Genomic DNA, 26,598 nt, shown 5'->3' with positions numbered 1-26,598 from the left:
TGCTGAGTGTTAACAGCAAGGAAGAGAAATGCGTACTCTTATTCGAACAATTATTCTGCTGGCCCTGGTCTGGGTGGGCATTTTGCTTAGTGGTTATGGTGTATTGATTGGCAGTACTGAAAATGCAGCAGGATTGGGCTTGCAGTGTAAGTACCTGACTGCCCGAGGCGTGAGTACGGCACAGTATGTGCACTCCAGTAGCGGGATTATCGGCCTGACGCAATGTCCGATATTGCGGAAAAGCGAAAACATTATCGACAATGGCTAGATATGAAAAGCGCCGCTTACGGGCGGCGCTTTTGCATCAGAACGGATAGGCGTTGTAACCCATTTGTTCAGAAATTTTCCGCGCGGCCTGGTGAAGCATCTCAACATATTCATGAAGACGCTCTTCCGAGAAGCGCAGCGTAGGGAAAGAGATACTCAATCCGGCAATAACCACGCCAAAGCGGTCAAAGACCGGCACGCCGATGCAGCGTAACCCCTCTTCCTGCTCCTCGTTATCTTCGCCGTAGCCCTGCTCGCGAACGACATCCAGCATCGTGAGCAACTCTTCGGTGCTGGTGATAGTGCGGTCGGTGCTGCGTTTATATTCTACGCCGTCCAGAATCTGTAACACGTCTTCACGTTCACGCCATGCCAGCAGCACTTTACCAATTGCGGTGCTGTAAAGCGGATTGCGACGGCCAATACGTGAGTACATACGCAGGTTGTACATTGAATCGATTTTATGGATGTAAACAATACTGTCTTCATCCAGCGCCCCAAGATGAATCGTCTCTTTCGTCAGACGTGAAAGTTCACGCATCTGAATATCCGCACTGCGGATAAGATCCACGTTTTGCAGCGCGCGTGCGCCGAGTTCAAAAAGTTTGAGCGTTAAAGAGTACTTCTCGGATTCGCCTTCCTGAGCAACATAACCTAACGATTTCATGGTTTGCAAAAAGCGATAGACGGTACTTTTTGACATCATGACACGCTGAGACAGCTCAGTGATGCCGATTTCACGCTCTTCGCCCAGCGCCTGCAGAATGCCAAAGACTTTCAGTACAGAAGAAACAGAATCTGGCTGTTTATCCAAATCTGCGATTGCCATTAATCACCTCATCGCCAGTGTTTTATAAAAATTAGAATGGGTTTTTATTATAAATTTCTCCCCCCTCTGCCGCAATGCACGTATGCCAACTTCATTACAAATCTGCGATATAAAACCGGAAACCCATGACCAGAGGCGTTTCTCAGTGGGTTCATTCATTATCTTCACGTTTTTTAGGGAATCTGAATGCCCTCCTCGTCTTGAGAAGAGGCCTGATGCCAACAAAGAAAGACGATGGCTAACGACTTGTGAAGCCAGGTGGGGGGGATTATTTCACCCATAAAAAAAGCGCGTCTAGGACGCGCTTTTTTATTCTGTATGGATTATTTGAGATAAGAGCCGCTACGCAGCGCTTCAATACGTTTATCCAACGGCGGGTGAGTCATAAAGAGCTCACTCAGGGATTTTGATTTCCCGTTAATACAGAACGCCATCATGGTACTGGCTTCCTGCGGTTCATAGCTGGTTTTCAAACGCTGCAGGGCTGCAATCATCTTCTCACGACCCACCAGTTTCGCCGAGCCGGCATCTGCGTGGAACTCACGGTGACGTGAGAACCACATCGTAATAATGCTCGCCAGTATGCCGAACACCAGTTCAAGCACGGTTGCCACGACGAAATAGATCATTGGGTTACCGTTGCTCTCTTCACCGTCATCACGATTCCCGCCCATAAAGCCGGCAGCAATCTGCGCCAGGATGCGCGAGATGAAAATAACAAAGGTGTTTACCACGCCCTGAATCAGCGTCATGGTGACCATATCGCCGTTCGCAATATGGCTGATCTCGTGAGCAATTACGGCTTCAGCCTCGTCACGGCTCATGTTCTGTAAAAGCCCGGTACTTACAGCAACCAGTGAAGCGTCACGACGGGCACCGGTGGCAAAGGCGTTGATATCTGGCGCATGGTAGATAGCCACCTGCGGCATCGCAATGCCTGCCTGACGGGATTGATTTGCAACCGTATCCATCAGCCAGCGTTCCATATCATTACGGGGTTGCTCAATCACCTCACCGCCCACCGATTTCAGCGCCATCCATTTTGACATCAGTAACGAAATGAAAGAGCCGCCAAAACCGAACAGCAGCGCCATGATTAATAAACCCTGGACGCTACTCGACCGAATACCCGTCAGGCTGAGCACGAGGCCGAATACCAACATGACGGCCAGGTTTGTCAGCAGGAAGAGCGCGATTCGCATCATAATTTTCTTTTAACCTCAGTTTAACAACACGCACTATGCGATTACCCACATCGTATGGGTAATGACGCTATTTTCAAGCATCGGAATGCCGTAAGTGACCAGAAAGACACAACTTTACATTTTGTAGCACAATGCTGACGCCAGAATGAACTTGTTAAAAAAACAGGCACAATTTCTTGTGCCTGTTGAGGAGTTACTTCGCAGGGGCGGGTTGAGCCGCTGGTTTGTCTTTGTCCATCGCCGCAAGGTCCAGGGCAATGTGAACCGTCTCATCCAGATAAGGATCCGGTTCTTTGTAATCTTTCGGCAAATCGTCCAGTTTCTTCAGCGACGGCTTCCCTTCGCGCTTAAAGCGATCGTTGAGACGCCCCAGACGAATCGCATCGTCCTCAGCATTCTCTTTCTCGCGCTGGACCAGATTCAGCGATACCTGATTACGTTTGTCTTTCATCGCATCAAAACGGGCAATGTCCTTAAAGATGTACTGGAATTCAGGATCTTTCGCGATACGCTCGTCATGTTTTTTCAGCAATTCCGGGCCAAACGGCTTCATATCACCAGACTTCGTAAAGGTAGCAGCGTTAATGCTATCCCACGGCAAGGCGTTGTCTTCGAATTTTTCGCCCGTCTCGGTCTCTTGTGTCCCGGTTGGCATGATGATGTCCGGCGTCACACCTTTGCGCTGGGTACTGCCACCGTTTACACGATAGAACTTCTGGATGGTGTACTGGACAGAGCCCAGTGCAGGCCACTCAGGGCGCAACATTTGATCGTAAATACGGTTGAGCGAGCGGTACTGCTGGACGGTGCCTTTACCAAATGTCGGCTCACCAACAATAAGGGCACGGCCATAGTCCTGCATCGCAGCGGCAAAGATTTCCGAGGCAGAAGCACTGAATCGGTCAACCAGAACCACCAGCGGTCCTTTGTAATAAACCACGCCATCGGTATCGCTATCTTCGCGTACCTTGCCGTTGTTATCACGAACCTGCACCACCGGGCCCGATGGAATGAACAGACCGGACAGCGAAACCGCTTCGGTCAGTGCACCACCGCCATTGGTACGCAGGTCGATAATGACGCTGCTGACATTCTGCTTTTCCAGCTTCTGCAACTGAACCTTAACGTCGTCCGTCAGGCCAACATAGAAGCCCGGAATGTCCAGAACGGCGACTTTCTCTTTGCCAACCGTTTTAACGGTCATTTTCACCGCGCGGTCTTCAAGACGAATACGCTCACGGGTCAGCGTGATAGTCCGTGTTTTGGTGCCCTTCCCTGCAGGAAGAATTTCCAGGCGCACTTTACTGCCTTTGGGGCCTTTGATCAGAGCAACAACATCATCAAGACGCCAGCCGATCACATCGACCATATTCTGCCCGGTCTGGCCGACACCGACGATGCGGTCACCCACGCTAATCGCTTTGCTCTTCGCAGCAGGACCACCCGCCACCATGGAGTTAATGACGGTATAGTCATCATCCATTTGCAGCACAGCACCGATACCTTCCAGAGACAGGCTCATTTCGGTATTGAACTGCTCGGTGTTGCGCGGCGACAGGTAATTCGTGTGCGGATCGATTTCGCGAGCGAAAGAAGTCATCGCCAGGGAGAAAACATCTTCACTGTTCGTTTGCGCCAGACGGCGAATTGCAAACTTGTAGCGGCGCGTCAGGGTTTCACGGACTTCCTGATCGTTTTTACCGGTCAGTTTGAGGCTTAATTCGTCGTATTTAACCTTGCTATCCCACAGCGCGTTTAATTCCGCCTCGTCTTTTGGCCAGGGCGCTTTGCTGCGATCGAGGTTGAAGGAGTCATTGCCGGAGAAGTCCATCGGACGCTCCAGCACCTTCAACGCGTATTGATAACGTTCAAAACGACGCTTTTGGGCGAGGTTATAGAGGTCGTAAAATACCTCCAGCTTGCCACTGCGCAACTCATCGCCGAGTACCGTTTTCTTTTTGGCAAACTGGTCAACATCACTGGCTAACAGCACATTGTGGCTGTAGTCCAGTAAATTGAGGTAGCGATCGAAAATCTTTGCCGAAAAGGCCTGATCCAGATCGAACTGACGATAGTGAGAGCGGGTAAAACGCGAGGTCACGCGCTCACTTACCGTCGCGTGCTGTGTCTCTTCCTTCAATACCGGGATTTGATCAGCACGCGTAATATCTTCAACTGCGAATACCTGACCTGTTATTAACAACAGGCCAGCCAACGCGGTGCGCTTAAACAAAGTGTTCATGCCAGGCCAGGCCTCCGTTTCAGAACATCAAATGTTCTGCGCGTACAATCATCGACATACCCGAAGTAAGCTGTACGCGAACGCCATCTTTGGTGATTTCCACTACGGTAGCGTCCATCGCATTATTACCCGCTTTTACCTTGAGACTCTGACCCACGCTCAGTACAGATAAGTCTGAAACTGGAGTGTGGCGCTCTTCTTTAGGTGCCCGTTGGGGTTTAGCGACAGGTTTATCGGCACGTGCTTTCTGCTCGCCACCCTCTTTACGGCGAGGAGCAGGACGCGGTTTACGCTCACGGCGCGGCGCCTCTTCTGACTCTCCTGCGGCAGCGGCAGCTTCTCGTTTCTTAGCTTGCTGCTCAGCGCGCTGTGCCTGAACGCGTGCTTTCGCTTCTTCAAGCTGTTTACGAGCGTGCTCTACGTGTTGCTCATCCAGCGCACCACAGTCATTACCGTCGAGATCCACTCGAATCGCGCCGGCTTTAATACCGTAAAGGTAGCGCCAGCTCGATGTATACAGACGTAAGGCTGAACGAAGCTGAGTTTTGCTGAGGCTCATCTCGCCTTCAACGCGCTCAACTAAATCCTGAAAAATACCAATTTTCAGGGGACGCGCTTCGCCTTCAGCACTGAAACAGTGAGGAAAACGTTCGGCCAGAAACGCGATAACTTCTTTACTGCTATTCAACTTAGGTTGATTTTCCATGAAATTTCCTGATTACAACGGACGTTGCCAACAAGCGCAGGCATGAACAGGCGTCATTATAATGACGCTATCAGTAATTGCTACGTTATCCGTTGATTATCCTGCGACGTCCAGAAAGAATTTTTTATAATCGGTGTGTTCGAGAACGTTTTGCAGGTGTGAAACCAGCTCACGCAGACCACGTTCATCGTCAATGGCAAAGCGCGAAAACTCGACGCTGTCGATATCCAGAACCCCAATAATTTTATTATTTACCGTAATCGGTAACACAATTTCAGAATTACTGGCTGCATCACAGGCAATGTGCCCATCAAACTGATGCACATCTTCTACCCGCTGGACGCTGTTTTGCGCGACTGCCGTCCCACACACGCCGCGGCCCACCGGGATTCGAACACAGGCGAGTTTTCCCTGAAACGGCCCCAGAACCAGCGTTTCACCTTCGAGAAGATAAAAACCGGCCCAGTTCACCCCACTCAGTCGTTCAAACAGCAACGCGCTGGTATTCGCGAGTGTCGCTAAAAAACTGGTTTCACCTGCCATTAATGCCTGAAAGTCACGGTTTAAATCCGCGTAAAATTCTGTTTTGTTCATTTTCCAATCACTTAAAGTCTTACTTTTGTCTCACCACATGGCCTATTAAAATAAGCATTAAATGCGTTGATGCTCAAGAAGTTCCAATCATGAGTTAATATAGATGCATTCTCGATTTATTCATTTGCATGCAATGGCCCTAAAAAACCGACAGATAACGCCTGCTAAAAAAATAGCCGTTCACGCCATAGGCGATGCATTGCCACGCGCACACTATCAGCGTTGCCCGCAATGCGATACGCTTTTTGCGCTTCCCGTCATGAAATCGCATCAAAGCGCCTTCTGTCCCTGTTGCGATGCCAAAATTCGCGATGGCCGGGACTGGTCCCTGACGCGGCTCGCAGCGATGGCAATCACCATGTTGCTATTGATGCCCTTTGCCTGGAGCGAACCTTTGCTCCATCTCTATTTGCTTGGGGTGCGCATCGATGCGGATTTACTGCAGGGCATCTGGCAGATTGTTGCTCAGGGCGATCCTCTGACCGCAGCCATGGTGCTGTTCTGCGCGGTGGGTGCTCCGCTCATTCTGGTCGCTGCAATCGCCTATTTGTGGCTGGGTAATATTCTTGGCATGAATCTTCGCCCCATCTTACTGATGCTGGAGAAGCTCAAAGAATGGGTCATGCTGGATATCTATCTTGTGGGTATTGGTGTGGCCTCCATCAAAGTCCAGGATTACGCTTTTTTACGCCCTGGAATCGGGCTGGTTGCTTTCATCGCGCTGGTTGTTCTCAGCATTATGACCATCATCCATCTCAACGTAGAACAATTGTGGGAGCGTTTTTACCCTCAGCGCCCGGCTAAGCGACCGGACGAAAAGCTCCGCGTCTGCCTGGGTTGCCACTTTACGGGCTTTCCCGACCCCAGAGGGCGCTGCCCGCGTTGTCATATTCCGTTACGCCATCGTCGTCGGCAGAGTGTGCAAAAATGCTGGGCCGCGCTCATCGCCTCCATCATTTTCCTCTTTCCGGCGAACCTGCTGCCCATCTCCGTGGTTTATATTAACGGTGCCCGTCAGCAGGATACGATCATGTCCGGTATTATCTCTCTGGGCAGCAGCAATATTGCCGTTGCTGCGGTGGTGTTTATTGCCAGTATACTGGTGCCATTTACCAAAGTTATCGTGATGTTTACACTGCTGCTTAGCATCCACTTCAAATTCGAGCAGGGATTACGCGCACGCCTCATTTTATTACGTATCGTCACATGGATTGGTCGCTGGTCCATGCTTGACCTGTTTGTCATCTCATTGACGATGTCATTGATTAATCGCGACCAATTGCTTGCTTTTACTATGGGACCGGCTGCGTTTTATTTCGGCGCAGCGGTAATATTGACTATTCTTGCTGTGGAATGGCTGGACAGCCGCTTACTTTGGGATGCACATGAGTCAGGAAACCCCCGCTTCGCCGACTGAAGCGCGCATTAAAACCAAACGTCGCATTTCGCCTTTCTGGATTTTGCCGGTTCTTGCGCTGCTCATCGCGGGCTGGCTCATCTGGAACAGTTACGAAGATCGCGGTAATACGATTACGATTGATTTTATGTCTGCTGACGGTATCGTCGTTGGACGAACGCCCGTGCGTTATCAGGGAGTGGAAGTTGGCACGGTACAGGATATTCGCCTGAGCGAAGACCTGAAAAAAATCGAAGTGCGTGCCAGCATCAAATCCAATATGAAGGATGCGCTACGCAGCGATACGCAGTTCTGGTTAGTGACGCCCAAGGCTTCGCTGGCGGGCGTCTCCGGCCTGGATGCGCTGGTCGGCGGTAACTACATCGGCATGATGCCGGGTAAAGGTGAGCCACAGGATCACTTTGCCGCGCTGGATACTCAGCCCAAATACCGTCTTAATAACGGCGAGTTGATGATTCACCTGCACGCCCCTGACCTGGGCTCGTTGAACAGCGGTTCGCTGGTCTATTTCCGCAAGATCCCGGTTGGACGCGTTTACGATTATTCCATTAACGCCAACAAACAGGGCGTCACGATCGATGTTTTAATCGAGCGGCGTTTTACCAATCTCATTAAAAAGGGCAGCCGCTTCTGGAACGTCTCGGGTGTGGATGCAGATGTCAGTCTCAGCGGTGCGAAGGTGAAGCTTGAAAGTCTGGCGGCGCTGGTAAACGGTGCGATTGCCTTTGACTCACCGGAAGGCTCTGCTCACGCCAGCCAGGATGATGAATTTGGATTGTATGAAGATCTGGCCCACAGTCAGCGCGGCGTGCTCGTCAAGCTTGATTTACCGGACGGCCAGGGTCTGAAAGCTGGCTCTACCCCGCTGATGTATCAGGGCCTAGAAGTGGGGGAACTGACCAAAATCAATCTGGATCCTGGCGGTACGGTGACCGGTGAAATGACGGTGGACCCGAGCGTCGTTAATCTGCTTCGTGACAACACGCGCATAGAAATGCGCAGCCCCAAGCTGTCATTAAATAATGCCAGCGTCAGTTCATTACTGACCGGCACCACGCTCGAACTGGTGCCGGGTGAAGGCCAACCGCGCAATCACTTTGTCGTGCTTCCTTCTGATAAAACCCTTCTCCAGGAACCTGGCGTTGTCACGCTGACCCTGAAAGCGCCGGAGAGTTACGGTATCGATGCAGGGCAACCGCTTGTCCTGCATGGCGTTCAGGTCGGCCAGGTGCTGGAACGCGATCTCACCAGCAAAGGCGTCTCGTTTGCCATCGCCATCGATCCGCAATATCGCGACCTGGTCAAAGGCGACAGCAAATTTGTGGTTAACAGTCGGGTTGATGTCAAAGTGGGTCTCGATGGGGTCGAATTCCTTGCTGCCAGTGCCAATGAATGGTTGAGTGGGGGGATCCGCATTTTGCCGGGGACCAAAGGCGACATGAAGCCCGACTACCCGCTATATGCCAATCTGGATAAAGCGGTAGAGAACAGTCTCAGCGACTTACCGACCACGACCCTGACGCTGACGGCGGACACCTTGCCTGACGTTCAGGCAGGTTCAGTTGTGCTCTACCGTAAGTTCCAGGTGGGGGAAATCATCACTGTTCGCCCGCGCGCCAATGCCTTTGATATTGAAGTGCACATTAAACCCGAATATCGCTCACTCCTGACCAACAACAGCGTGTTCTGGGCAGAAGGCGGCGCGAAAGTACAGTTGAACGGCAGCGGATTGACCGTGCAGGCCTCACCGTTGTCGCGCGCCATCAAAGGCGCGATCAGCTTTGATAATCTCAGTGGTGCTGGTGCCAGCGCACGTAAAGGCGACAAGCGCATACTTTACGCATCTGAAACCACCGCACGCGCGGTAGGCAGCCAGATAACCCTGCACGCCTTTGATGCAGGCAAACTCGCCGCCGGGATGCCGATTCGTTATCTGGGCATTGATATTGGCCAGATCTCAAATCTTGAACTCATTACCGATCGCAATGAAGTACAGGCCACTGCGGTGTTATACCCGGAATATGTGCGAACTTTCGCCAGGAACGGTACCCGCTTCTCGGTCGTGACACCGCAGATTTCTGCGGCAGGTGTTGAACACCTCGATACCATTCTTCAACCCTACATCAATGTGGAACCGGGTCATGGAGAGGCGCGCCGCGAGTTTGAACTTCAGGAAGCAACGATTACCGATTCACGCTATCTGGACGGCTTAAATATTGTTGTTGAAGCACCGGAAGCAGGCTCGTTGAATATCGGTACGCCAGTGCTGTTCCGTGGCATTGAAGTCGGTACGGTGACAGGTCTGGTATTGGGCTCAATGTCTGACAGAGTGATGGTCGGGTTGCGTATCAGTAAGCGCTATCAGCACCTCGTGCGTAACAACTCCGTCTTCTGGCTGGCGTCCGGCTACTCACTGGACTTCGGTCTGACCGGCGGCGTGGTGAAAACCGGCACCTTTAATCAGTTCATTCGCGGAGGCGTTGCCTTTGCCACGCCTCCGGGCGTGCCGCTCGCGCCGAAAGCGCAACCGGATAAACACTTCCTGCTGCAGGAAAGTGAGCCGAAAGAGTGGCGACAATGGGGCACCGCGCTGCCTCGCTAAACCCTGATTGCTCCGGCGTGCCCGCGCCGGAGCGATTATGTTACACTGCGCGCCTGTTCGACTCCCTGTGGTGTTCTTCGTGGCTCAAAACGCTGTTTATCTCCCTGACGAATTCCTGGCACAAATGCGTGATGCAATGCCAGCCGCCCTCTCCTTCGATGAGTTTATTGCCGCCTGCCAGCGCCCCCTGCGGCGTAGCATTCGCGTTAATACCCTTAAAATCTCCGTGGCCGATTTTCTGGCGCTGGTTTCGCCGTACCGCTGGCAGCTTACGTCGATTCCCTGGTGCGAAGAAGGATTCTGGATCGAGCGTGAAGACGAGGACGCCGTGCCGTTGGGCAGCACCGCCGAACACCTGAGCGGTCTGTTTTATATTCAGGAAGCGAGTTCCATGCTGCCAGTGAGCGCGCTTTTCGCTGAGGGCAACACGCCGACCCGGGTGATGGACGTCGCTGCTGCGCCCGGCTCAAAAACCACTCAAATCGCGGCGAGGATGGGCAACCGGGGCGCTATTCTGGCCAATGAATACTCCGCCAGCCGGGTAAAAGTGTTGCATGCCAATATTAGCCGTTGCGGGATTGCCAACGTGGCCTTAACCCATTTCGACGGCCGCGTTTTTGGCCCTGCGCTGCCGGAGATGTTTGATGCGATCCTGCTCGATGCCCCCTGTTCCGGCGAAGGCGTGGTGCGTAAAGACCCTGATGCGCTTAAAAACTGGTCACATGCCAGTAATCTTGAGATAGCGGCCACGCAACGTGAGCTTATCGACAGTGCCTTTCATGCGCTCCGCCCCGGTGGGACCCTGGTCTACTCCACCTGCACCCTGAATCGGGATGAAAACGAAGCCGTATGCCACTGGCTTGCGCAGCAGTACCCCGACGCCGTCGAATTCTCCCCTTTAGGTGCATTATTCTCAGGCGCCGACCAGGCCGTCACCGAAGAGGGCTTTCTGCATGTCTTCCCGCAGATTTACGACTGTGAAGGCTTCTTCGTCGCCCGTTTACGCAAACGTGCATCGCTGCCCCCGCTTCCTGCACCTCAGTATAAAGTCGGTAAATTCCCTTTTGCTCCGGTCAAAACGCGCGAAGCGGCAGATATCACCGCTGCGGCTGCCAGCGTGGGACTGACCTGGGAGAGTGAATTACGGCTCTGGCAACGTGATAAAGAGGTCTGGTTATTCCCCCAGGCGGTTGAACCTTTGATCGGAAAAGTCCGTTTTTCACGCATCGGTCTCAAACTTGCCGAAAGCCATAATAAAGGTTTTCGCTGGCAGCACGAGGCGGTCATCGCGCTGGCGGGTAGCCAAAATCCTCTGGCTTTTGAGCTCACGCATGATGAAGCTGAGGAGTGGTATCGGGGGCGTGATGTCTATCCGCAGACGGCACCCGGCGGCAACGACGTCATCGTTACCCATCAGCACCAGCCGCTGGGACTGGCCAGGAAAATCGGATCTCGCTTGAAGAACAGTTACCCCAGAGAGTTGGTCAGGGACGGGCGCTTATTCGCAAGTAAGCGTTAATCCGTCTAAAAAAACGCACATTTCGACTGGCATGATGTGATTTGTTGTACCAAGCTAAAAAGTGGACGACTGCACTGGTCGTACCACAATTTAACCATCAACGGAGAGCATTATGACGAAAACCAGCGTGCGTATCGGCGCCTTCGAAATCGATGATGCCGAGTTGCAGGGCGAAAATCAGGGTGAGAGAACGTTGCGTATTCCCTGTTCATCTGACCCGGATCTGTGTATGCAACTTGATGCCTGGGACGCGGAAACCAGCATTCCAGCGATCCTTGACGGCGAACATTCGGTTTTATACCGCGAACACTACGATCAAAAGTCTGACACCTGGGTCATGCGCCTTGCCTGATTCAATGGGAACCCGTCCATAGACGGGTTATTTACCCGCTTCATTTCCCCTGCCCCCATTCATCCCCTACAATTAAATAATGTTGTTGTGATCCGAGGATGGAATGTTCGCACTGGTTTTGTTTGTTTGCTACCTGGACGGTGGGTGTGATGACATTGTGGTGGATGTCTTCAATACTGAAAGTCAGTGCCTTGTGGCGATGGATGTACAGCGTTTACGCTATGGCGGATGCTACCCTGTTGAAGATTTCATTGACGGTTTCTGGCGTCCGGCTCAGGAATACAGTGATTTCTGATTATTGCACTTTCACCAGTGTCAGATGCCCGCCGAAGACGGCGCCGGTATCAATATAATGTAGGTTTTCACTGTCGAACCGCCGTTTGAGTGGGGTATGGCCGAACCAGAAATGGTCAGCACCCCGTATCGCGTCTCCCTTGCCTGAAAGCAAACGATTTATTCGCCCCCGGTTCCACAATAGCGCGTCCTGATCGACCGGCTGGAGCCATTCATACTGCACCGCAGGATAGTCAGCATGGGCGATAATATTTACGCCACTGCTGCAATGCAGCTCCAGTATTAAAGGCAATTGTGCGCATGACTTCAGTGCCTGCCCGACCAGCTTGTGTTCTTCTGCCGAAAGATGCGTATACCACGTTCCGCCATTGACTAACCATGTCGACATCTCTCCAGTCGATAAGGCATCAAGCGCCATCTGTTCGTGATTACCGCGCACACTCTGAAACCAGGGTTTCTGCAATAATTGCAGGCACGACAAACTGTCCGGGCCGCGGTCAATCAGATCGCCAACGCAAATGAGCAAATCCTGCCAGGGATCGAACCGTAGCGTGCGTAGCTGCGTCAGGAGCTGCTGATAGCAGCCATGTAAGTCACCCATAATCCAGATGTGACGCCATTTGTTGCCCTCAATACGCTGATACATAAATTCCCCCCTGTATTGAGTATAGAGAGAAGTCTAAACTTCATGGCATTGTCATAAGCATCTCATTTACCTCAATCTCCCCTAAACGAACCGGAAATAAAACTCACCTCAGCGTTAATTTATAATTCCGTTGTCCTTAGAATGGTATTTGAAACATTCAGAGGTGAATATCGTGTCTAATATCAGTCTGCAAACCAAAAACCTGCCATCTTCCCAACGACATATAATTAGCGAACTGGTTACAGGCCGTTTAATTCCGGGCCCAATCTGGCGTAAGCGAGAATACCGCCTGAAGTTTTTACTACGCTCACTGCTATTCTGGTCCTCCACCGTCAGGATGTTAGATGCATTATCCCGGCGACCGGGTTTCGACGCGCAACTTCAGGCCCAGGTCACCTTACCGAGTAAATCTCATCGCCAATATTTAACGCTGGGACTCAGTGCGTCTCAACGCGCCGATGCCATTATTAGCCACTACGACTGGCTTGATAATCAGCTATCCAAACGTGCGGCAGACGCGTTCACCGCAACCCTGCCGCAGCAAATATTGCGTTTTGCGGGTAAGGATGGCGCCGAATTCTCTGTATTCGCTTCGGGTGCACATAAAGCAGAACGTGAAGGCGAAAGCACGCTGTGGTTTTATGATGGCAATAACGCCCTGCTGGCAAGCGTCACATTTAGCGTCACCACTGAAAATGGAGAACGTGCGCTGGTCATCGGGGGCCTTCAGGGGCCGCGCAAAAATGTCACTCATGAGGTGATTAAAGTCGCAACCAAAGCCTGCTATGGCATCTTCCCGAAACGTCTGCTTCTCGAAACCTTATGGCAGATGTGTGCCAGTACGGGCATTAATGCTGTTTACGGTGTGAGTGATAACGGCCACGTCTTCCGCGCATTACGCTATCGTTTGAGCAAAGGTCGACACTTTCATGCCAGCTACGATGAATTTTGGTCCTCTATTGATGGCGTAAAGAGTGATAATTATCGCTGGCGTTTGCCTTTACTCATGGCGCGAAAACCGCTTGAAGAGATTGCCAGCAAAAAAAGAGCCGAATATCGTCGTCGTTTTCAACTACTTGATGAAATACACGCCTCACTGAATAATTACTTTTAATCATCATCGCGGGCAGAAATTTTTTCTGCCCTTACTCGCTGGTTTTATTAATAACGTTTGAAATCAGGGGCCTCAGGAATAATTTAACGATATATCCTTAAAGGGAATTAATTCATGTTAGTGTGGTTATTCCATTCCTCAGCCCGGAGGGGCTATCCCAAACCTAAAATTTGTTTGCCTGGTTTGCAACGGAAATCAGTTTTTGTTTACGCAGTACAGCCCTGAAAAAAATGATCCACATGGGGCAATATGTTCGGTCTGTGGCGCCCGGCTCACGCTAAAAACTTGCATCCCGAAAAGACGTCGGTGGATTAAGCAAGCCTCATAAATGCGAGGCCTCATATGAGGCCTCACCACAACGACGTCGCGTTGGAGTCAGAGGAAAGATTATCTGCAAAGCGCATCCGGAATGGATGCTGCTTTAGAGGGGATCAATAAAATTGCCGAATCGCCTGTTCAGTTTCACGTGCGCTGACCAGGTCAGAAAACTTTGCAATCAGGAACTCTTCCCCATCCAGCACATAAGTTTCGATTGGCAGATCCAGGAAGGACCGTTGATCGTTTCTGTAGCTGACTTTTTTCAGGTCATCTTCAACAGAAAGGTGCTCGACCTTGCCACCGGGGAGTATTACCACAACATCTTTGCTCATGTCGTTATCCTCAGTTTTGTTTAAATTGCATACGACAGTAGCACAGCCTTTTGGTCATCGTCTCTTCTTATGTTTCATCATCGTTTGCCGTGCCAGCAGCACCCAAGTCATAAACCATAACGGTGACGCGCTCGTTGTCGACACACTTTTCCTCTACGCTGCGCCAGCCCAAATGACGATAAAGCCCCTGCTGGTCTGGCGTGTAGAGCCATAAGGCAGGATAACCCGCGAGCGAAGCAGCCTCTACGAGTGCGCGTATCAGTTTACTGGCAACACCTTTGCCGCGATGTTGCGGAGCAGTGAGCACTTCCCCGAGCCAGTATTTGCGCTCAAAATCATCTCTTAACTCCCAGGTGATAATACTCGCTGTTGCCAGTAACTCAGTTGATTCCAACGCCACCAGGGTGATTTCTTCATTATGGCCCATGGACCGTTGCTGCAGACGCGAGATAATCTTCTCTTTTGATGACCAGCGTTCAAAATCCGACCATTCCTGGTAGAGAAGCGTGGCTAACGTATCCGTTATTTCTCTCTCACTGTCCTGTAAACGTACTATGTCCATCGCCATTCCTCTGCTGGTAATTTTTCAATGATTCTAAAAACGTTGGCTGATTGGGTGCCAGATTATGAAATGGTTTAGCCCGTGTACAGGCATTACGAAGGGGAGATTAACGGGGCAGTTACGTCCTGATGGCAGATTCGGCAACAAGGGTCAGCAAAGCCCGGATTGAATTGCGTTTATCATCATAATTAACAAAAAGGGGATATTTTCAGTAACGTTAGAGATAAAGGAATGACTCGACTTGTCTTTGGCTGGTTTTCCAGACATTAAGATATGACGTGCGTCGTCATTCCCCTGTTCACATTACACCGAAAAAAACATCATCCCGTGCTTATAAAGCTCATTAGGTGAGACCTGCTTCGATCCAAAACGACCTATATATGTGCTACCACACCGTGGCCGCGCTAACCAGGCTAACGAAAAGTAAATTTTCCGAATACTCTTTAAGCTCCTTAAGATAACCTTCGTCATTGTATTTCAACATTTCAATAGCTGACGCAGCACTTTCAGCTTCAACTTCAAAATGATGTTTTTTATAACCATGCTTTTTAAGCAGTGCGGCAGCTTCTTTATCAATGCTAGCTTTAGTAAACACTCTTGCGCGGGAATCGTTGTAATAAAAGACATAAATACTCACGTTAACCTCCATGCACTCAGTGAAAGTACCCGTTTCTAAATTAGCATTTAATAACAAGGTCTGACAGACAGGTGGGATCAATTTTTACGTTATTTAACGCGCATTATCACTGCTCGCCCTTTGGCTTGCCGGCAGGACAGACATTTTTTGGCGTTCTTAAGTATTGACTCAAAGGCAGGCAGGACGGTGTTCCCGGAAAACGGCAGAAAAGTATCGAGATGCGCGCAAAAAAGAATTTATTCTGGTATAACGTTTTCAGTGCCGAAGATGGGAATTCGGACAATTTTCGGACGAAGCCCTGTAAGTCCTTGCCTGCAAAGGCAAACAAAAAAAGACCGAATACGATTCCTGTATTCGGTCCAGGGAAATGGCTCTTGGGAGAGAGCCGTGCGCTAAAAGTTGGCATTAATGCAGGCTAAGTCGCCTTGCACTTTAAGAATAGATGACGACGTCAGGTTTTCCAGTTTGCAGCGAGTACGCTCTGAAAAATCAGGCTATCGTCACGCTTAAAAATGTTAAAACCGCAAGACTTATTAAATTAAGCTTGCGGTTTTTTATTATTTATCAGGAAGTTATTCCTATTTATTAACAAAGCTTCTCTGCTCGGGTAATAAACGGTGCCAGACTCATCTTTTCACCTGGACGGGACGGATTATCAACCTGAATGATTGAAATAGGCTGCGCGGTGGTTTTGCCGCTTTTCACCTGCTGCTCGGCAACATCATTTAGCGGATATTGCACCAGCGTACTGGGATTAATGACGTAGAGGGCGTGTCCCGGGCGACACGTCAACATCACCTCTTCGCGATTGAATGCCCAGTTGTCCTTGCCAATTTCAAAGCGGCTTACCGTAATTACCGTTGGGGCCGCAGAGGCCGCCGCTGAGAAGGCGAGTAATAACATCAATAGATTTTTTTTCATCATATCCCCGGCTCAGAAGGGTTCCCAGGTGGCGAACAGACTCACCGCCGCCAGTGCAAATGCGCCCAGCACCACTTCAGTCCATGTCATAAGAATCAGTGTTTGTCGCGCCCGTGAATGTTTCAGGCTCAAGCGTGGCACCAGAACATACCTGTTCACCAGGGCAATTGCCACCATAAGCACGACGAACGCACTTTTGATCAACAGCAAACGGCCCCATGCGGTGTGCCACGGGCCACTCATACCCTGGATAAAGAGCCCGTTGATGATGCCGGTAATCAGCACCCCCGCCACCGCCACGTGCCCGTAACGTGAAAAACGCATCATCGCAAGCGTGGCCTGCTTTTGCCAACGACGGCGCGTCAGGTTCATACAGAAAATCACCGGCAGGAGACCACCGAACCAAAGAGACGCACAAATCAGATGCAACGCATGGTTAGTACGCTGCATCAGCCCGGGCAAACCCTCAAGCATAGCGGCATGACCTACGCCCGCCATTAACAACAGCTGCGCCCCGCAAACGAGCATCAACCGGCTTTGATGGAACGGCTGTATTATGACCATACAAAACGTAAGAACGGCCATAACCATTTGCCAGACCCATACACTGCCGAATTGTGTTTCTATCAGTAAAAGCCATGTTTGCGGTTGCCAGACGTCCTGCCAACCGTTTCCCATTAAGCCGCCCTGCAGCGCATAGAGCATAAATGCACTCACGACCGTCACTAACAGGCAACCCCGCTGAAACGTCATGAAATAGCGCGCCATAAGACGCTGTAAATGAAGCGGCGCCAGACGACTAATAAAATAACTGCAGCCGAACACCAACATTAAAGCGCTGAAATGGAGGAATCGCAGCCCAACATAGCTTGCCGTTAACATTCGTTACTTCACGGTGAAACTATAGGTGCCGCGCGTTTTGTGGCCATCAACCGAGACAACATGCCAGTCAACGGTATAATTGCCCGGTTGTAATTCCTGTTCGACAGGAACAACGAGCTGAGCGTTATCCTCTTTACTGCGGGATGCCGTACCGGTTTTAACGGTTTTTTTAGCGGCATCCGTCAGGGTCAGCCCACTGAATTTGGGTTCAATGCCTTCAGAGAAGTTCAGCATGAGCACCTGCGGTGGGCTAACCTGAGCGTTTGCGGCGGGAACTTGCGCCTTCAGGTGCGCATGCGCGAAAGCCAGGGGCGTAACAAGCAAAGCACCGGCAACGCAGAGTACCCGGCTAAAACCTGATAGGGTAAGAATCATGCTAGCTATTCCTTTTCGTTATGTATTTAGGCACGAGGATAACGCTGTATAATGTTTGCGTCGAGTATGATCCTCGGTGCTCTTGTCTTTCTGCGACAGGCTTAGTACCTTTTGCGGCGTAAACCCAGGAGAAACGAATGAATACCAATCTGGCTCACCTCCCCCAGGAGGAAATGGATAAAGTGAACGTCGATCTGGCTGCGGCAGGTGTGGCATTCAAGGAGCGCTATAACATGCCCATTATCGCCGAAGTGGTTGAGCATGAGCAGCCGGAGCACCTACGAAACTGGTTTCGCGAGCGGCTTATTGCTCATCGTCTGGCCTCCGTTAATCTTTCCCGCCTGCCTTATGAGCCGAAAAGCAAATGACAGCGGGAACCGTACTGCGCGTCATTGATACCGAAACCTGCGATTTGCAGGGAGGGGTTGTTGAAGTCGCCTCCGTGGACGTGGTTGACGGACAGATTGTAAACCCCATGAGCCATCTTGTTCGCCCCGACAGGCCTATCAGTCCGCAGGCCATGGCCATTCACCGCATCACCGAAGCCATGGTGGTAAACCAGCCGTGGATTGAAGAGGTCATCCCACATTACTACGGCAGTGAATGGTACGTTGCTCATAACGCCAGCTTTGATCGTCGCGTATTACCTGAAATGCCTGGGGAGTGGATTTGTACCATGAAGCTCGCCCGCCGATTGTGGCCCGGCATCAAGTACAGCAATATGGCGCTCTATAAGTCCCGCAAACTGAATGTGCAGACACCAGCAGGTCTACATCATCACCGGGCGCTGTATGACTGTTACATCACCGCCGCGTTGCTGATTGATATTATGAACACCTCAGGCTGGACGCCGGATCAGATGGCTACCGTAACCGGTCGCCCTGCACTGGTCACTACCTTTTCCTTTGGAAAATACCGCGGTAAAGCCGTATCCGAAGTCGCTGAGCGCGACCCCGGATACTTGCGTTGGTTGTTTAATAATCTCGACAGAATGAGTCCGGAACTGAGGCTGACGCTTAAACATTACCTGGGCGAACACTAGCTTACGGGGAACCCTTCAGGGTTCCCTGCGCCAGCGCGATCAGAAACGCATACTCCATCGCTACCCCTTCATACGACTTGAATCTCCCCGACTTCCCGCCGTGGCCGGAATCCATATCGGTACAGAGCAGCAGCAAATTGTTGTCCGTTTTGAGTTCACGTAACTTCGCTACCCATTTTGCAGGCTCCCAGTACTGGACCTGGGAATCATGTAACCCGGTCGTCACCAGCAGGTGCGGATAGGGGTGCGCGCCAACGTTATCGTAAGGGCTGTAACCCTTCATATAATGGTAGTAAGTCTCGTCCTGCGGATTCCCCCACTCCTCAAACTCCCCGGTTGTCAGGGGAATAGATTCATCAAGCATGGTGGTTAAGGTGTCGACGAAAGGCACCTGCGCCACCACACCATGAAACAAGGAAGGGCGCTCGTTAATGACAGCTCCAAGCAGCAGCCCTCCGGCACTTCCGCCCATGCCGTAGCAAAACAGAGGCGAGCCGTAGCCCTGAGCTAAAAGGGAATCAGTAACATCGATGTAATCATGGAAGGTATTTTTTTTGTTGAGGAATTTGCCATCTTCATACCACTGCTGGCCCAGTTCACCGCCGCCGCGGATATGGGCAATCGCATAGACAAAACCGCGATCTAACAGGCTCAATCGACTACTGCTAAAATCCGCATCCATACTGGCCCCGTATGAACCATACCCATAGACCAGAATCGGGTTTTTACCTTTACGGAAATACTTTTGGTTATAGACGAGGGATACCGGGACTTCAACACCATCACGCGCACGCACCCACAAATGCTCGCTCCGGTACTGACTGGCATCGAAACCGGGCACGTCAGATTGCTTAAGGACCCGGCGTTCACCGGTATCCATATCCAGTTCAAACAAGGTATCGGGGGTGGTCATCGACGAATAACCATAGCGCAAACGTGAGGTTTCCGGTTCAGGATTATAAGCGACCCAGGTGACATAAGCCGGATCGTCAAAGGCGATACCAGTGACTTCGCGCGTTTTACGATTGATCTGTCGCAGGCTGGTCAAGCCTCTCTGACGCTCTTCCACCACTAACCAGTCCGTAAAGAGGGTAAACCCCTCCAGCATGATGTTTTCGCGCGCCGGTATCAGCACTTCCCAACGACGCTCATCGCGAACTTTCGTCCGGTAAAGGCCAAAATTCTTCCCGTCCCGGTTTGAGCGCAAATAGAACGTATGCTGAAAATGGTCGAGGCTGTATTCATGATCCTTACGCCGCGGCAGGAAACAGAGCGGTTGCGCATCGGGCAACTCAGCGTCCAGCAATAACACCTCACTGGTCGTCGCGCTCGAAAGATGAATGACAATGTAGTGCTGGGAGGTGGTTTTACTCAGCCCGACATAGAATGTGTCATCCTTCTCTTCATAAATGAGCTCATCATCGGTTGAGGGTGTTCCCACGGTATGGCGCCAGACCTGATAAGGCAGCAGGGTCGTGGCGTGCTTGCGCACGTAATAAAGCGTCTCTGAATCGTTGACCCAAACAAACTCCGGGGCGACGTTGTCGAGCATCTCCGGATACCAGTTCCCGGTCTCCAGATTACGAAACCGCAAACCATATTGTCGCCGTGAGAGATAGTCTTCTGCGAGCGCCATGATTTTATTGTCAGGGGTAACCGAGAATCCACCGAGCGTATAAAACTCACTATGGGCGGCGCGCTTGTTGCCATCAAGCATGACCTGCCATTCATCCCACTCCGCCGATAAAACCGACTGGCGTTGATAGATAGCGTATTCACACCCTGGCTCATACACATGCCGATAGCGATATCCATTTTTAACGTAGGGCGCAGAGACCTCACGGGGAGGAATACGGGAGATGATTTCAGCGAGCAGTGTGTCCTGCAACGCCTGCTGAGAGGCCATGATCTGGCGTCCGTACTCATTTTCCTGTTGGAGATAGTCCAGCACTTCTGGCTGAGAGCGCGTATCGTCCCGCAGCCAGTAGTAATTATCCAGACGGGTATCACCATGTAAGGTCATGGTATGGGGAACTTGCTTAGCTTTCGGCAGCATAACTCTTATCTTATTTATTCTACACACTATAAGGTTGGCAAAACCTGCCGCCGATGCAAGCGAAACGTAATATCAGGGCTACTGAGGGAGCGCTCTTTTTTGCTGCTGGAGATCGGCCTCGATACCTTCCCGGACATCCTGAGGGATCTTCAACGCATCACCAAGGGCGCTGAGATAGCTACGCTCCATAAAATGGTCGATATCAATCGCCGCGCAGCTCAGGAAGTAAACTTCCAGCGCCTCTTCTTCATTTTTAATGTCTCGTGCCAGACGCTGCGGATCAAGTGGCTGCTCAATCGCCTTCGCTACCAGTGCTCTGCCCTGCTCTTCGACACCCGCTTCTTTAAGCTGATGTTCAATGGCGGCACGTTCTTTATCATCTATGTGTCCATCACTTTTGGCGGCAAACACCAGAGCCAGAATCAGTCGTTCAGTACGAACATCCAGCGGTGAGCTCGTTTGACCGAACTGAGGTTCGCCTTGATGCGCCGTACGCACTTTGTCTTTATATTTGTTCCAAAGGACGGAGCCGGCCACTGCCCCACCGCCGACTAATAATGCACCGGTGCCATATTTGGTCAGTAGTTTACGCGATGATTTACTTGCGACCAGCAACCCCGCAAGGCCACCCAGCGCACCGGGCACAAGCAGCTTGCCCAGCCCCTGTTCGGAAGATGAATGTTCAGACGAGCCTTTTTGGCCCAGAAGAGATTGGAGTTGATTCAACCAGTTTGACATGATGTCCCCCGCTTAAGCGATGCCAGAAAGGTTCAGCGTAAGCGAGGGGGTGTCAGGAAATGTCTAAAACAGCAAAAGATGAGAAAATTCTAACCGCTTATTGATGCTGATACTCAGCTTTGCCCGCTTTGCAATCAACCTGAACCAGATAATGGATATCGGTGCTCTTACCACGCACCGTCAGCGGTACGCGCCATTTATCGTCTTTGCCCTGAATGTCCTTCGGGCTAATCCAGGCTACGGGGTCAGCCTGACCCAGTTTTTTCTGGTCATCAGCCCAGCGCACAATCCGGTTTTGCAGATAGTCACGTTTAACGCTGGCCGCGATACCGTCAGCATTCATTCCTTCACAAACAGGAAATTTCACCGTTTTTTCATTATCGATGGTGACGGTTTTGTCATCAGCAGCAGAACTCACGAAGCTCGCTGCCAGTAATGCCGTACCGAATAACACTCCTGCTATTTTCATGCTTTTCTCCTGTGCATTTAGCCCATTCAAAGCATGGTACAAATTACTGGCAGTGCAAGCCGAATCAGGCGGCTGAACGCTTCGATGCACGCTTGATGTCAACGGCTGCGGTGTCACCTGCGGTATCATCAGAAGCCGCGACAGGCGCGGACTCTTCAGCTTCCGCAGAAGGCAATTTACCTGACTTGAAAATATGGCTGAGAACCTCTTTTTGCTCTGCAAGCCACATCGCCATTTGATCACGCTGTTCGCCTTCCAGGGCCACCGGCGCATCGCCAAGCCAGGTCTCAAGTACCTCGGCCAGATCAAGCATTTTGTCGTAGGCGTCCGCTTCCTTTTTACTGGCAAAAGACATTTTTTCCTCACCGTTACGAATCACAACATATTTAACTTCAACCGCCATGATACAGCCCTCACCTGTTTATATATACAGTATATTACGCCACATGGGTCGGTGGCGCAAGTCGTAAAAGACAGACGCAAACGTTTTCGTATATACTGCGGCCAGGTTTTTTTGAAGGTGAAAAGCGATGACTCTTTTAGGAACTGCGCTGCGTCCGGCAGCAACACGGGTGATGTTATTAGGCTCTGGTGAATTGGGTAAAGAAGTGGCTATCGAATGCCAGCGTCTGGGGATTGAGGTGATTGCTGTCGATCGCTACGCAGATGCGCCTGCTATGCATGTTGCCCATCGTTCGCATGTTATCAATATGCTGGATGGCGAGGCACTGAAAGCGTTGGTCGCTCTCGAAAAACCGCATTTTATTGTGCCTGAAATTGAAGCCATTGCGACGGATATGCTCATTGAGCTGGAATCTCAGGGGCAACATGTTGTGCCTTGCGCACGCGCCGCGAAACTGACCATGAACCGGGAAGGCATTCGTCGCCTGGCGGCTGAAGAGCTTGGGCTCCCGACTTCCAGCTATCGCTTTGCCGACAGCGAACCCGCATTCCACCAGGCGGTTGAAGAGATCGGTTTACCCTGCATTGTTAAGCCGGTCATGAGCTCTTCCGGTAAAGGTCAGAGTCTTATTCGTAGCCGCGATCGGTTAGCCAACGCCTGGCAATACGCCCAACAAGGCGGACGTGCCGGTGCGGGCCGCGTTATCGTCGAAGGCGTAGTGAATTTTGATTTCGAAATTACCCTGTTAACCGTGAGTGCCGTTGACGGCGTCCATTTCTGCGCGCCGGTTGGCCATCGCCAGGAAGAGGGCGATTACCGCGAGTCCTGGCAGCCTCAGTATATGTCCGACCTCGCGCTGGAGCGCGCGCAGGACGTCGCGCGTAAGGTAGTTCTGGCTCTGGGCGGGCATGGCTTGTTCGGCGTTGAACTGTTCGTGTGCGGCGATGAGGTGGTGTTTAGCGAGGTGTCTCCCCGCCCGCATGATACCGGCATGGTGACGCTGATTTCGCAGGACGTTTCAGAATTCGCCCTGCACGTGCGTGCCTTCCTCGGTCTGCCAGTAGGTCAGATTCGCCAGTACGGGCCGTCTGCCTCTGCGGTGATCCTGCCCGAGCTCCAGAGCCAGAACGTGACCTTTGATAATGTGCAGGGTGCCGTTGGCGCAGGCCTGCAGGTGCGTCTGTTTGGTAAACCCGAGATTGATGGCACCCGTCGCTTAGGCGTCGCATTAGCCACGGCAGAAACTGTAGAAGAGGCGGTTGAACGAGCGAAAGCCGCGGCGGCTGCAGTGAAGGTTCAAGGTTAAATCTGGTAAGCATCCCCGGTGGCGCTTCGCTTACCGGGGCTACGGGTTTTATTTATATTCGACCAGGTAGGTCAGTTTGCCGTTTGCTTTCCCGGCGGTCACCGTGCTGCCGGTCTTGATATAACGCGCATAGAGCGGAATGGTCATCATGGCATTCACACCAGACACCAGTGTTCCCGTTGTGGGTTGTGAAAATTTCATTGGCGTTAGCACGGTATCCGAACTTGAAAGCTGAATGCCAATGCCCGTGGCACTGCCTGTCTCGCTGCTGATAGCCATAATACCGTTGGTGTCATTAATGACGCTGGTGGCGGGCGTGAGGCTCAGGCTCCAGATCGCGTTAGTGGTGATGGGATTGGCAACGGTAGTGACGGTATTGCTGCTGCTATACTTAAGTATGTTGTAACTATAAAATTGCGGGCCACCGTAGTTGCAATTGATGAGGTCGATAGACGCTTTCACCCACGGGGTTACTGAATTTACCGCAGCAAATACGGAGATATTATGTTTCCCGAGATCAACTGTTTTACTGGCTTCTGCGAGCGTACAGGTCGGTTGGGTAAAGGTAAGCTTGCCGGTAAGGCTGGGGCGAAAAACCGCAAAGTCGCTGCCGGGTGAGTTCTCCCCGCCTACCACGGTTTCCACTTTCGGTAACGTAGTCAGGTCAATTGAACTGGCGGTAATCTCACCCGTTTTGATGAGCACATACGTGATATCGCCGTTAGGCGTTGTGGTATTACATGAATAGTTGTAGCTAGAAACGCATGAGCCAAAACTGTAATTTTTATTCCCCAAAACACGGTTGGTGCTGCTGGTCAGAATGACCATACCTATCCCCTCAACGCCGGTCTGATAAACAGTGCCAAGGCTGCTGCCCTGCCATGACGACGGCACAGGCACCGCACCGCCGACAAATTGCCCTTTCACATAATAATTACTGGCGGTAAGGCTGTTATTACAATTAACCCTGTAATAAGTGTATTTGTTATTACGTGCCGTTATTCTGTAAAGTTCAGTGCCGGGGGTAATATCTTTCGGCATCTGTATTGCTGCGGGGTTCAAACTTAAACTGGCAGTAACAATTGTTCCATTAGTCTGATCACCGCTTGAATAGCTCACTAATTTGCACGCTGCCTGAGAAACCAATGAAAAACTTAGTGTGCTGAATATCACTACGACTAAAAGTAGGTGTCCTTTTCTCATTCCACACTCCTTTAATTATTTTGTAACCGCGTCATAAATTTGTGTCGCACCGTTATCATCTACCCACCTCACCTGAAACGGTGTCGCGGCTTTAAGCGGCAACGGAAAATTCCGCGTCTTTCCTGGCCCAATCATGTCAACAGGCCACTCCCCCTCTTTGCTCGTCACTGACACCAGTGACACATGCCAGCCCGTGGGATTTGTCACCGCGACGCCCTGCCCCGTGCTCTGCCAGATAAGCTCCCGCACCGCTGTCGCCGGACTCCCTTTTAGCCCCGCCGGGCGATAAAACACTTTCACTCTGGACTGCAGCGCGACCTGCAGGCGATTCTTTTCCTTTGCAGGAAGCTTTACGGGCACATCCAGTACGTTGAGCCAGAACACGGATTCGCGGTCTACAGGCAATGCTGAAGCATTGACCATGCGCAGTCGCAACGTTTTGGCGCTGTCGCCATCCACGCGGGCTATCGGCGGGAAAATCACAAACGGGGTGCGCAGCGTCGTCGGGTCAGCATTCACCTCGCCGTTATCCAGCCAGCTCTGTACCAGCACCGGCTTACTGCTACGATTTTTGATAGGAACGGTGACTTCACGCGCTGTTGCGTTATAAATCACCCTTGTATTATTCATTACAATGCTGGCGGTGGCATGGGCTGAAATAAGCCACAACACGCTGATACAAAAAATATTTCGCAACATTCCCTTGCTCCCGTAATATCCGGAACGTCCTTTTGACGCTGTAAGACGGACAGTGCGTAGAGCGGAATGATAAAAGCGCTGAAGTGGGGAAAAATAATCTTATTGAAGTGAAAGCTATAACCAGGAAAAACACATAAAAAAACCGGCACGCATTTGCGCACCGGTTTGTCATTTCAGCCGGGATTATCTGCCCCGGACAAGCAACTTACTTCGCGCCTTCTACCGCTTCGCGAGCCAGTTTGGTGATGCGGTCATAATCGCCAGCTTCCAGCGCGTCGGCCGGAACCAGCCAGGAACCGCCGATACACAGCACGCTTTTCAGCGCCAGGTAATCACGGTAGTTCGCCGGAGAGATGCCGCCAGTCGGGCAGAAACGAACCTGAGAGAACGGACCTGCGATAGCCTGCAGTGCTTTGGTGCCCCCATTGGCTTCCGCCGGGAAGAATTTGAACTCTTTCAGACCATAGTCCATACCCAACATCAGTTCAGACACGGTGCTGATACCCGGAATCAACGGAATGGAACCCTCGGTTGCCGCTTTCAGCAGCGGCTCAGTCAGGCCCGGGCTGATAGCAAATTGTGCACCGGCTTCGGTCACTTCTTTCAGTTGCTGCGGATTCAGCACGGTACCTGCGCCGATGATCGCATCCGGCACTTCTTTCGCAATCGCACGAATAGCATCCATAGCGCATGGTGTACGCAGCGTCACTTCCAGTACGCGAACACCGCCCGCAACCAGCGCTTTCGCCATCGGGACGGCGTGCTCCAGTTTGTTAACAACAATAACCGGCACAACCGGGCCAGTGGTCAGGATTGCTTCTGCACTCGTTTTCCAATTTTTCATCAGAGTTTTTCTCTCGCCAGAACG

General features: G+C 51.5%; 29 protein-coding genes. 10 read left to right on the top strand and 19 right to left on the bottom strand.

Translation table 11 applies throughout. The annotated features are described in order from the left end of the window. The first annotated feature begins 28 nt into the window (after positions 1-28). A complete protein-coding gene (locus ACUY4Q_RS10130; protein ID WP_458046890.1) occupies positions 29-268 on the top strand; it encodes a YobH family protein in 240 nt (79 codons plus the stop codon). A gap of 36 nt (positions 269-304) precedes the next feature. Here the strand turns inward: ACUY4Q_RS10130 and kdgR are convergent, their stop codons facing one another. The 5 genes from kdgR to msrC form a co-directional block, all read right to left on the bottom strand. After that, a complete protein-coding gene (gene kdgR / locus ACUY4Q_RS10125) occupies positions 305-1,096 on the bottom strand; it encodes a DNA-binding transcriptional regulator KdgR (protein ID WP_458046889.1) in 792 nt (263 codons plus the stop codon). A gap of 323 nt (positions 1,097-1,419) precedes the next feature. Further along, positions 1,420-2,301, bottom strand: coding sequence for a protease HtpX (gene htpX, locus ACUY4Q_RS10120; protein ID WP_458046888.1), 882 nt, complete (start codon positions 2,299-2,301; stop codon positions 1,420-1,422). 193 nt (positions 2,302-2,494) lie between these two features. Further along, positions 2,495-4,543 (bottom strand): carboxy terminal-processing peptidase, encoded by a 2,049-nt coding sequence (prc, locus tag ACUY4Q_RS10115; RefSeq protein WP_458046887.1) that lies wholly within the window; start codon positions 4,541-4,543, stop codon positions 2,495-2,497. A 19-nt stretch (positions 4,544-4,562) separates the two neighbouring features. Next, complete coding sequence (proQ, locus tag ACUY4Q_RS10110) at positions 4,563-5,249, bottom strand: RNA chaperone ProQ (protein ID WP_458046886.1); 687 nt, start codon at positions 5,247-5,249, stop codon at positions 4,563-4,565. A gap of 96 nt (positions 5,250-5,345) precedes the next feature. Then, positions 5,346-5,843, bottom strand: coding sequence for a free L-methionine (R)-S-oxide reductase MsrC (gene msrC, locus ACUY4Q_RS10105; RefSeq protein WP_458046885.1), 498 nt, complete (start codon positions 5,841-5,843; stop codon positions 5,346-5,348). A gap of 133 nt (positions 5,844-5,976) precedes the next feature. Between msrC and yebS the strand changes: the two genes are divergently transcribed. From yebS to ACUY4Q_RS10080, 5 genes are all read left to right on the top strand, one after another. Further along, positions 5,977-7,260 (top strand): membrane integrity lipid transport subunit YebS, encoded by a 1,284-nt coding sequence (yebS, locus tag ACUY4Q_RS10100; RefSeq protein ID WP_458047310.1) that lies wholly within the window; start codon positions 5,977-5,979, stop codon positions 7,258-7,260. After that, entirely contained in the window at positions 7,229-9,862 is a 2,634-nt protein-coding gene (locus tag ACUY4Q_RS10095) for a PqiB family protein (protein ID WP_458046884.1), read from the top strand. Before yebS ends, ACUY4Q_RS10095 begins: the two co-directional genes overlap by 32 nt. A gap of 79 nt (positions 9,863-9,941) precedes the next feature. Continuing rightward, the gene (gene rsmF, locus ACUY4Q_RS10090) at positions 9,942-11,381 is read left to right on the top strand and encodes a 16S rRNA (cytosine(1407)-C(5))-methyltransferase RsmF (RefSeq protein ID WP_458046883.1); all 1,440 of its coding nucleotides are present in this window, start codon (positions 9,942-9,944) and stop codon (positions 11,379-11,381) included. A gap of 112 nt (positions 11,382-11,493) precedes the next feature. Then, the gene (locus tag ACUY4Q_RS10085; RefSeq protein ID WP_047370879.1) at positions 11,494-11,733 is read left to right on the top strand and encodes a YebV family protein; all 240 of its coding nucleotides are present in this window, start codon (positions 11,494-11,496) and stop codon (positions 11,731-11,733) included. 103 nt (positions 11,734-11,836) lie between these two features. Further along, positions 11,837-12,028 (top strand): YdfD/YebW family protein, encoded by a 192-nt coding sequence (locus ACUY4Q_RS10080; protein ID WP_458046882.1) that lies wholly within the window; start codon positions 11,837-11,839, stop codon positions 12,026-12,028. On the opposite strand, the gene pphA is transcribed toward ACUY4Q_RS10080, so the two are convergent. Next, on the bottom strand, positions 12,029-12,673 hold the full coding sequence (pphA, locus tag ACUY4Q_RS10075; RefSeq protein ID WP_458046881.1) for a protein-serine/threonine phosphatase: 645 nt from the start codon (positions 12,671-12,673) through the stop codon (positions 12,029-12,031). Positions 12,674-12,845: 172 nt separating this feature from the next. Between pphA and ACUY4Q_RS10070 the strand changes: the two genes are divergently transcribed. Further along, positions 12,846-13,787, top strand: coding sequence for a VirK/YbjX family protein (locus tag ACUY4Q_RS10070; protein WP_458046880.1), 942 nt, complete (start codon positions 12,846-12,848; stop codon positions 13,785-13,787). Between the two features lie 431 nt (positions 13,788-14,218). Here ACUY4Q_RS10070 and ACUY4Q_RS10065 read toward each other — a convergent pair whose 3' ends face one another. The 6 genes from ACUY4Q_RS10065 to yobA form a co-directional block, all read right to left on the bottom strand. Then, positions 14,219-14,437 carry a hypothetical protein gene (locus tag ACUY4Q_RS10065; RefSeq protein ID WP_458046879.1) on the bottom strand — a complete coding sequence of 73 codons (219 nt, stop codon included), beginning with the start codon at positions 14,435-14,437 and terminating at the stop codon, positions 14,219-14,221. Positions 14,438-14,504: 67 nt separating this feature from the next. Then, on the bottom strand, positions 14,505-14,999 hold the full coding sequence (locus ACUY4Q_RS10060; protein WP_458046878.1) for a GNAT family N-acetyltransferase: 495 nt from the start codon (positions 14,997-14,999) through the stop codon (positions 14,505-14,507). A gap of 385 nt (positions 15,000-15,384) precedes the next feature. Then, positions 15,385-15,636, bottom strand: coding sequence for a hypothetical protein (locus tag ACUY4Q_RS10055; protein WP_458046877.1), 252 nt, complete (start codon positions 15,634-15,636; stop codon positions 15,385-15,387). A gap of 585 nt (positions 15,637-16,221) precedes the next feature. Further along, a complete protein-coding gene (locus ACUY4Q_RS10050) occupies positions 16,222-16,560 on the bottom strand; it encodes a YebY family protein (RefSeq protein ID WP_458046876.1) in 339 nt (112 codons plus the stop codon). A gap of 9 nt (positions 16,561-16,569) precedes the next feature. Continuing rightward, positions 16,570-17,439, bottom strand: coding sequence for a copper homeostasis membrane protein CopD (copD, locus tag ACUY4Q_RS10045; protein ID WP_458046875.1), 870 nt, complete (start codon positions 17,437-17,439; stop codon positions 16,570-16,572). A 3-nt stretch (positions 17,440-17,442) separates the two neighbouring features. After that, the gene (gene yobA / locus ACUY4Q_RS10040) at positions 17,443-17,814 is read right to left on the bottom strand and encodes a CopC domain-containing protein YobA (RefSeq protein WP_458046874.1); all 372 of its coding nucleotides are present in this window, start codon (positions 17,812-17,814) and stop codon (positions 17,443-17,445) included. Between the two features lie 137 nt (positions 17,815-17,951). Here yobA and ACUY4Q_RS10035 point away from each other — a divergent pair, with 137 nt between their 5' ends. Both ACUY4Q_RS10035 and exoX read left to right on the top strand, forming a co-directional pair. After that, positions 17,952-18,182, top strand: a complete 231-nt coding sequence (locus ACUY4Q_RS10035; protein ID WP_458046873.1) for a DNA polymerase III subunit theta — start codon at positions 17,952-17,954, stop codon at positions 18,180-18,182. Next, entirely contained in the window at positions 18,179-18,856 is a 678-nt protein-coding gene (exoX, locus tag ACUY4Q_RS10030; RefSeq protein ID WP_458046872.1) for an exodeoxyribonuclease X, read from the top strand. Before ACUY4Q_RS10035 ends, exoX begins: the two co-directional genes overlap by 4 nt. Before the next feature lies 1 nt (position 18,857). Here the strand turns inward: exoX and ptrB are convergent, their stop codons facing one another. The 4 genes from ptrB to ACUY4Q_RS10010 all read right to left on the bottom strand — a co-directional run bounded on the left by ptrB (position 18,858) and on the right by ACUY4Q_RS10010 (position 22,522). Next, positions 18,858-20,912: an oligopeptidase B gene (ptrB, locus tag ACUY4Q_RS10025; RefSeq protein WP_458046871.1), complete on the bottom strand. Its 2,055-nt coding sequence runs from the start codon at positions 20,910-20,912 to the stop codon at positions 18,858-18,860. A gap of 78 nt (positions 20,913-20,990) precedes the next feature. Further along, positions 20,991-21,650, bottom strand: a complete 660-nt coding sequence (locus ACUY4Q_RS10020) for a tellurite resistance TerB family protein (RefSeq protein ID WP_458046870.1) — start codon at positions 21,648-21,650, stop codon at positions 20,991-20,993. A gap of 97 nt (positions 21,651-21,747) precedes the next feature. Continuing rightward, positions 21,748-22,119 carry a protein YebF gene (gene yebF / locus ACUY4Q_RS10015; protein WP_458046869.1) on the bottom strand — a complete coding sequence of 124 codons (372 nt, stop codon included), beginning with the start codon at positions 22,117-22,119 and terminating at the stop codon, positions 21,748-21,750. A gap of 64 nt (positions 22,120-22,183) precedes the next feature. Beyond that, complete coding sequence (locus ACUY4Q_RS10010) at positions 22,184-22,522, bottom strand: YebG family protein (RefSeq protein WP_458046868.1); 339 nt, start codon at positions 22,520-22,522, stop codon at positions 22,184-22,186. Positions 22,523-22,649: 127 nt separating this feature from the next. On the opposite strand from ACUY4Q_RS10010, the gene purT reads away from it, so the two are divergent. Beyond that, complete coding sequence (purT, locus tag ACUY4Q_RS10005; RefSeq protein WP_458046867.1) at positions 22,650-23,828, top strand: formate-dependent phosphoribosylglycinamide formyltransferase; 1,179 nt, start codon at positions 22,650-22,652, stop codon at positions 23,826-23,828. 48 nt (positions 23,829-23,876) lie between these two features. Here purT and ACUY4Q_RS10000 read toward each other — a convergent pair whose 3' ends face one another. The 3 genes from ACUY4Q_RS10000 to kdgA form a co-directional block, all read right to left on the bottom strand. After that, complete coding sequence (locus ACUY4Q_RS10000) at positions 23,877-24,755, bottom strand: fimbrial protein (RefSeq protein ID WP_458046866.1); 879 nt, start codon at positions 24,753-24,755, stop codon at positions 23,877-23,879. 291 nt (positions 24,756-25,046) lie between these two features. Further along, a complete protein-coding gene (locus ACUY4Q_RS09995) occupies positions 25,047-25,730 on the bottom strand; it encodes a fimbrial biogenesis chaperone (RefSeq protein ID WP_458046865.1) in 684 nt (227 codons plus the stop codon). A 205-nt stretch (positions 25,731-25,935) separates the two neighbouring features. Next, entirely contained in the window at positions 25,936-26,574 is a 639-nt protein-coding gene (gene kdgA, locus ACUY4Q_RS09990; RefSeq protein ID WP_458046864.1) for a bifunctional 4-hydroxy-2-oxoglutarate aldolase/2-dehydro-3-deoxy-phosphogluconate aldolase, read from the bottom strand. Between the last annotated feature and the right edge of the window lie 24 nt (positions 26,575-26,598).

Source organism: Phytobacter cepae, from assembly GCF_054165735.1.
Note: the sequence above shows the minus strand (reverse complement) of the source record. Positions and strands in the feature narration are given on the sequence as shown.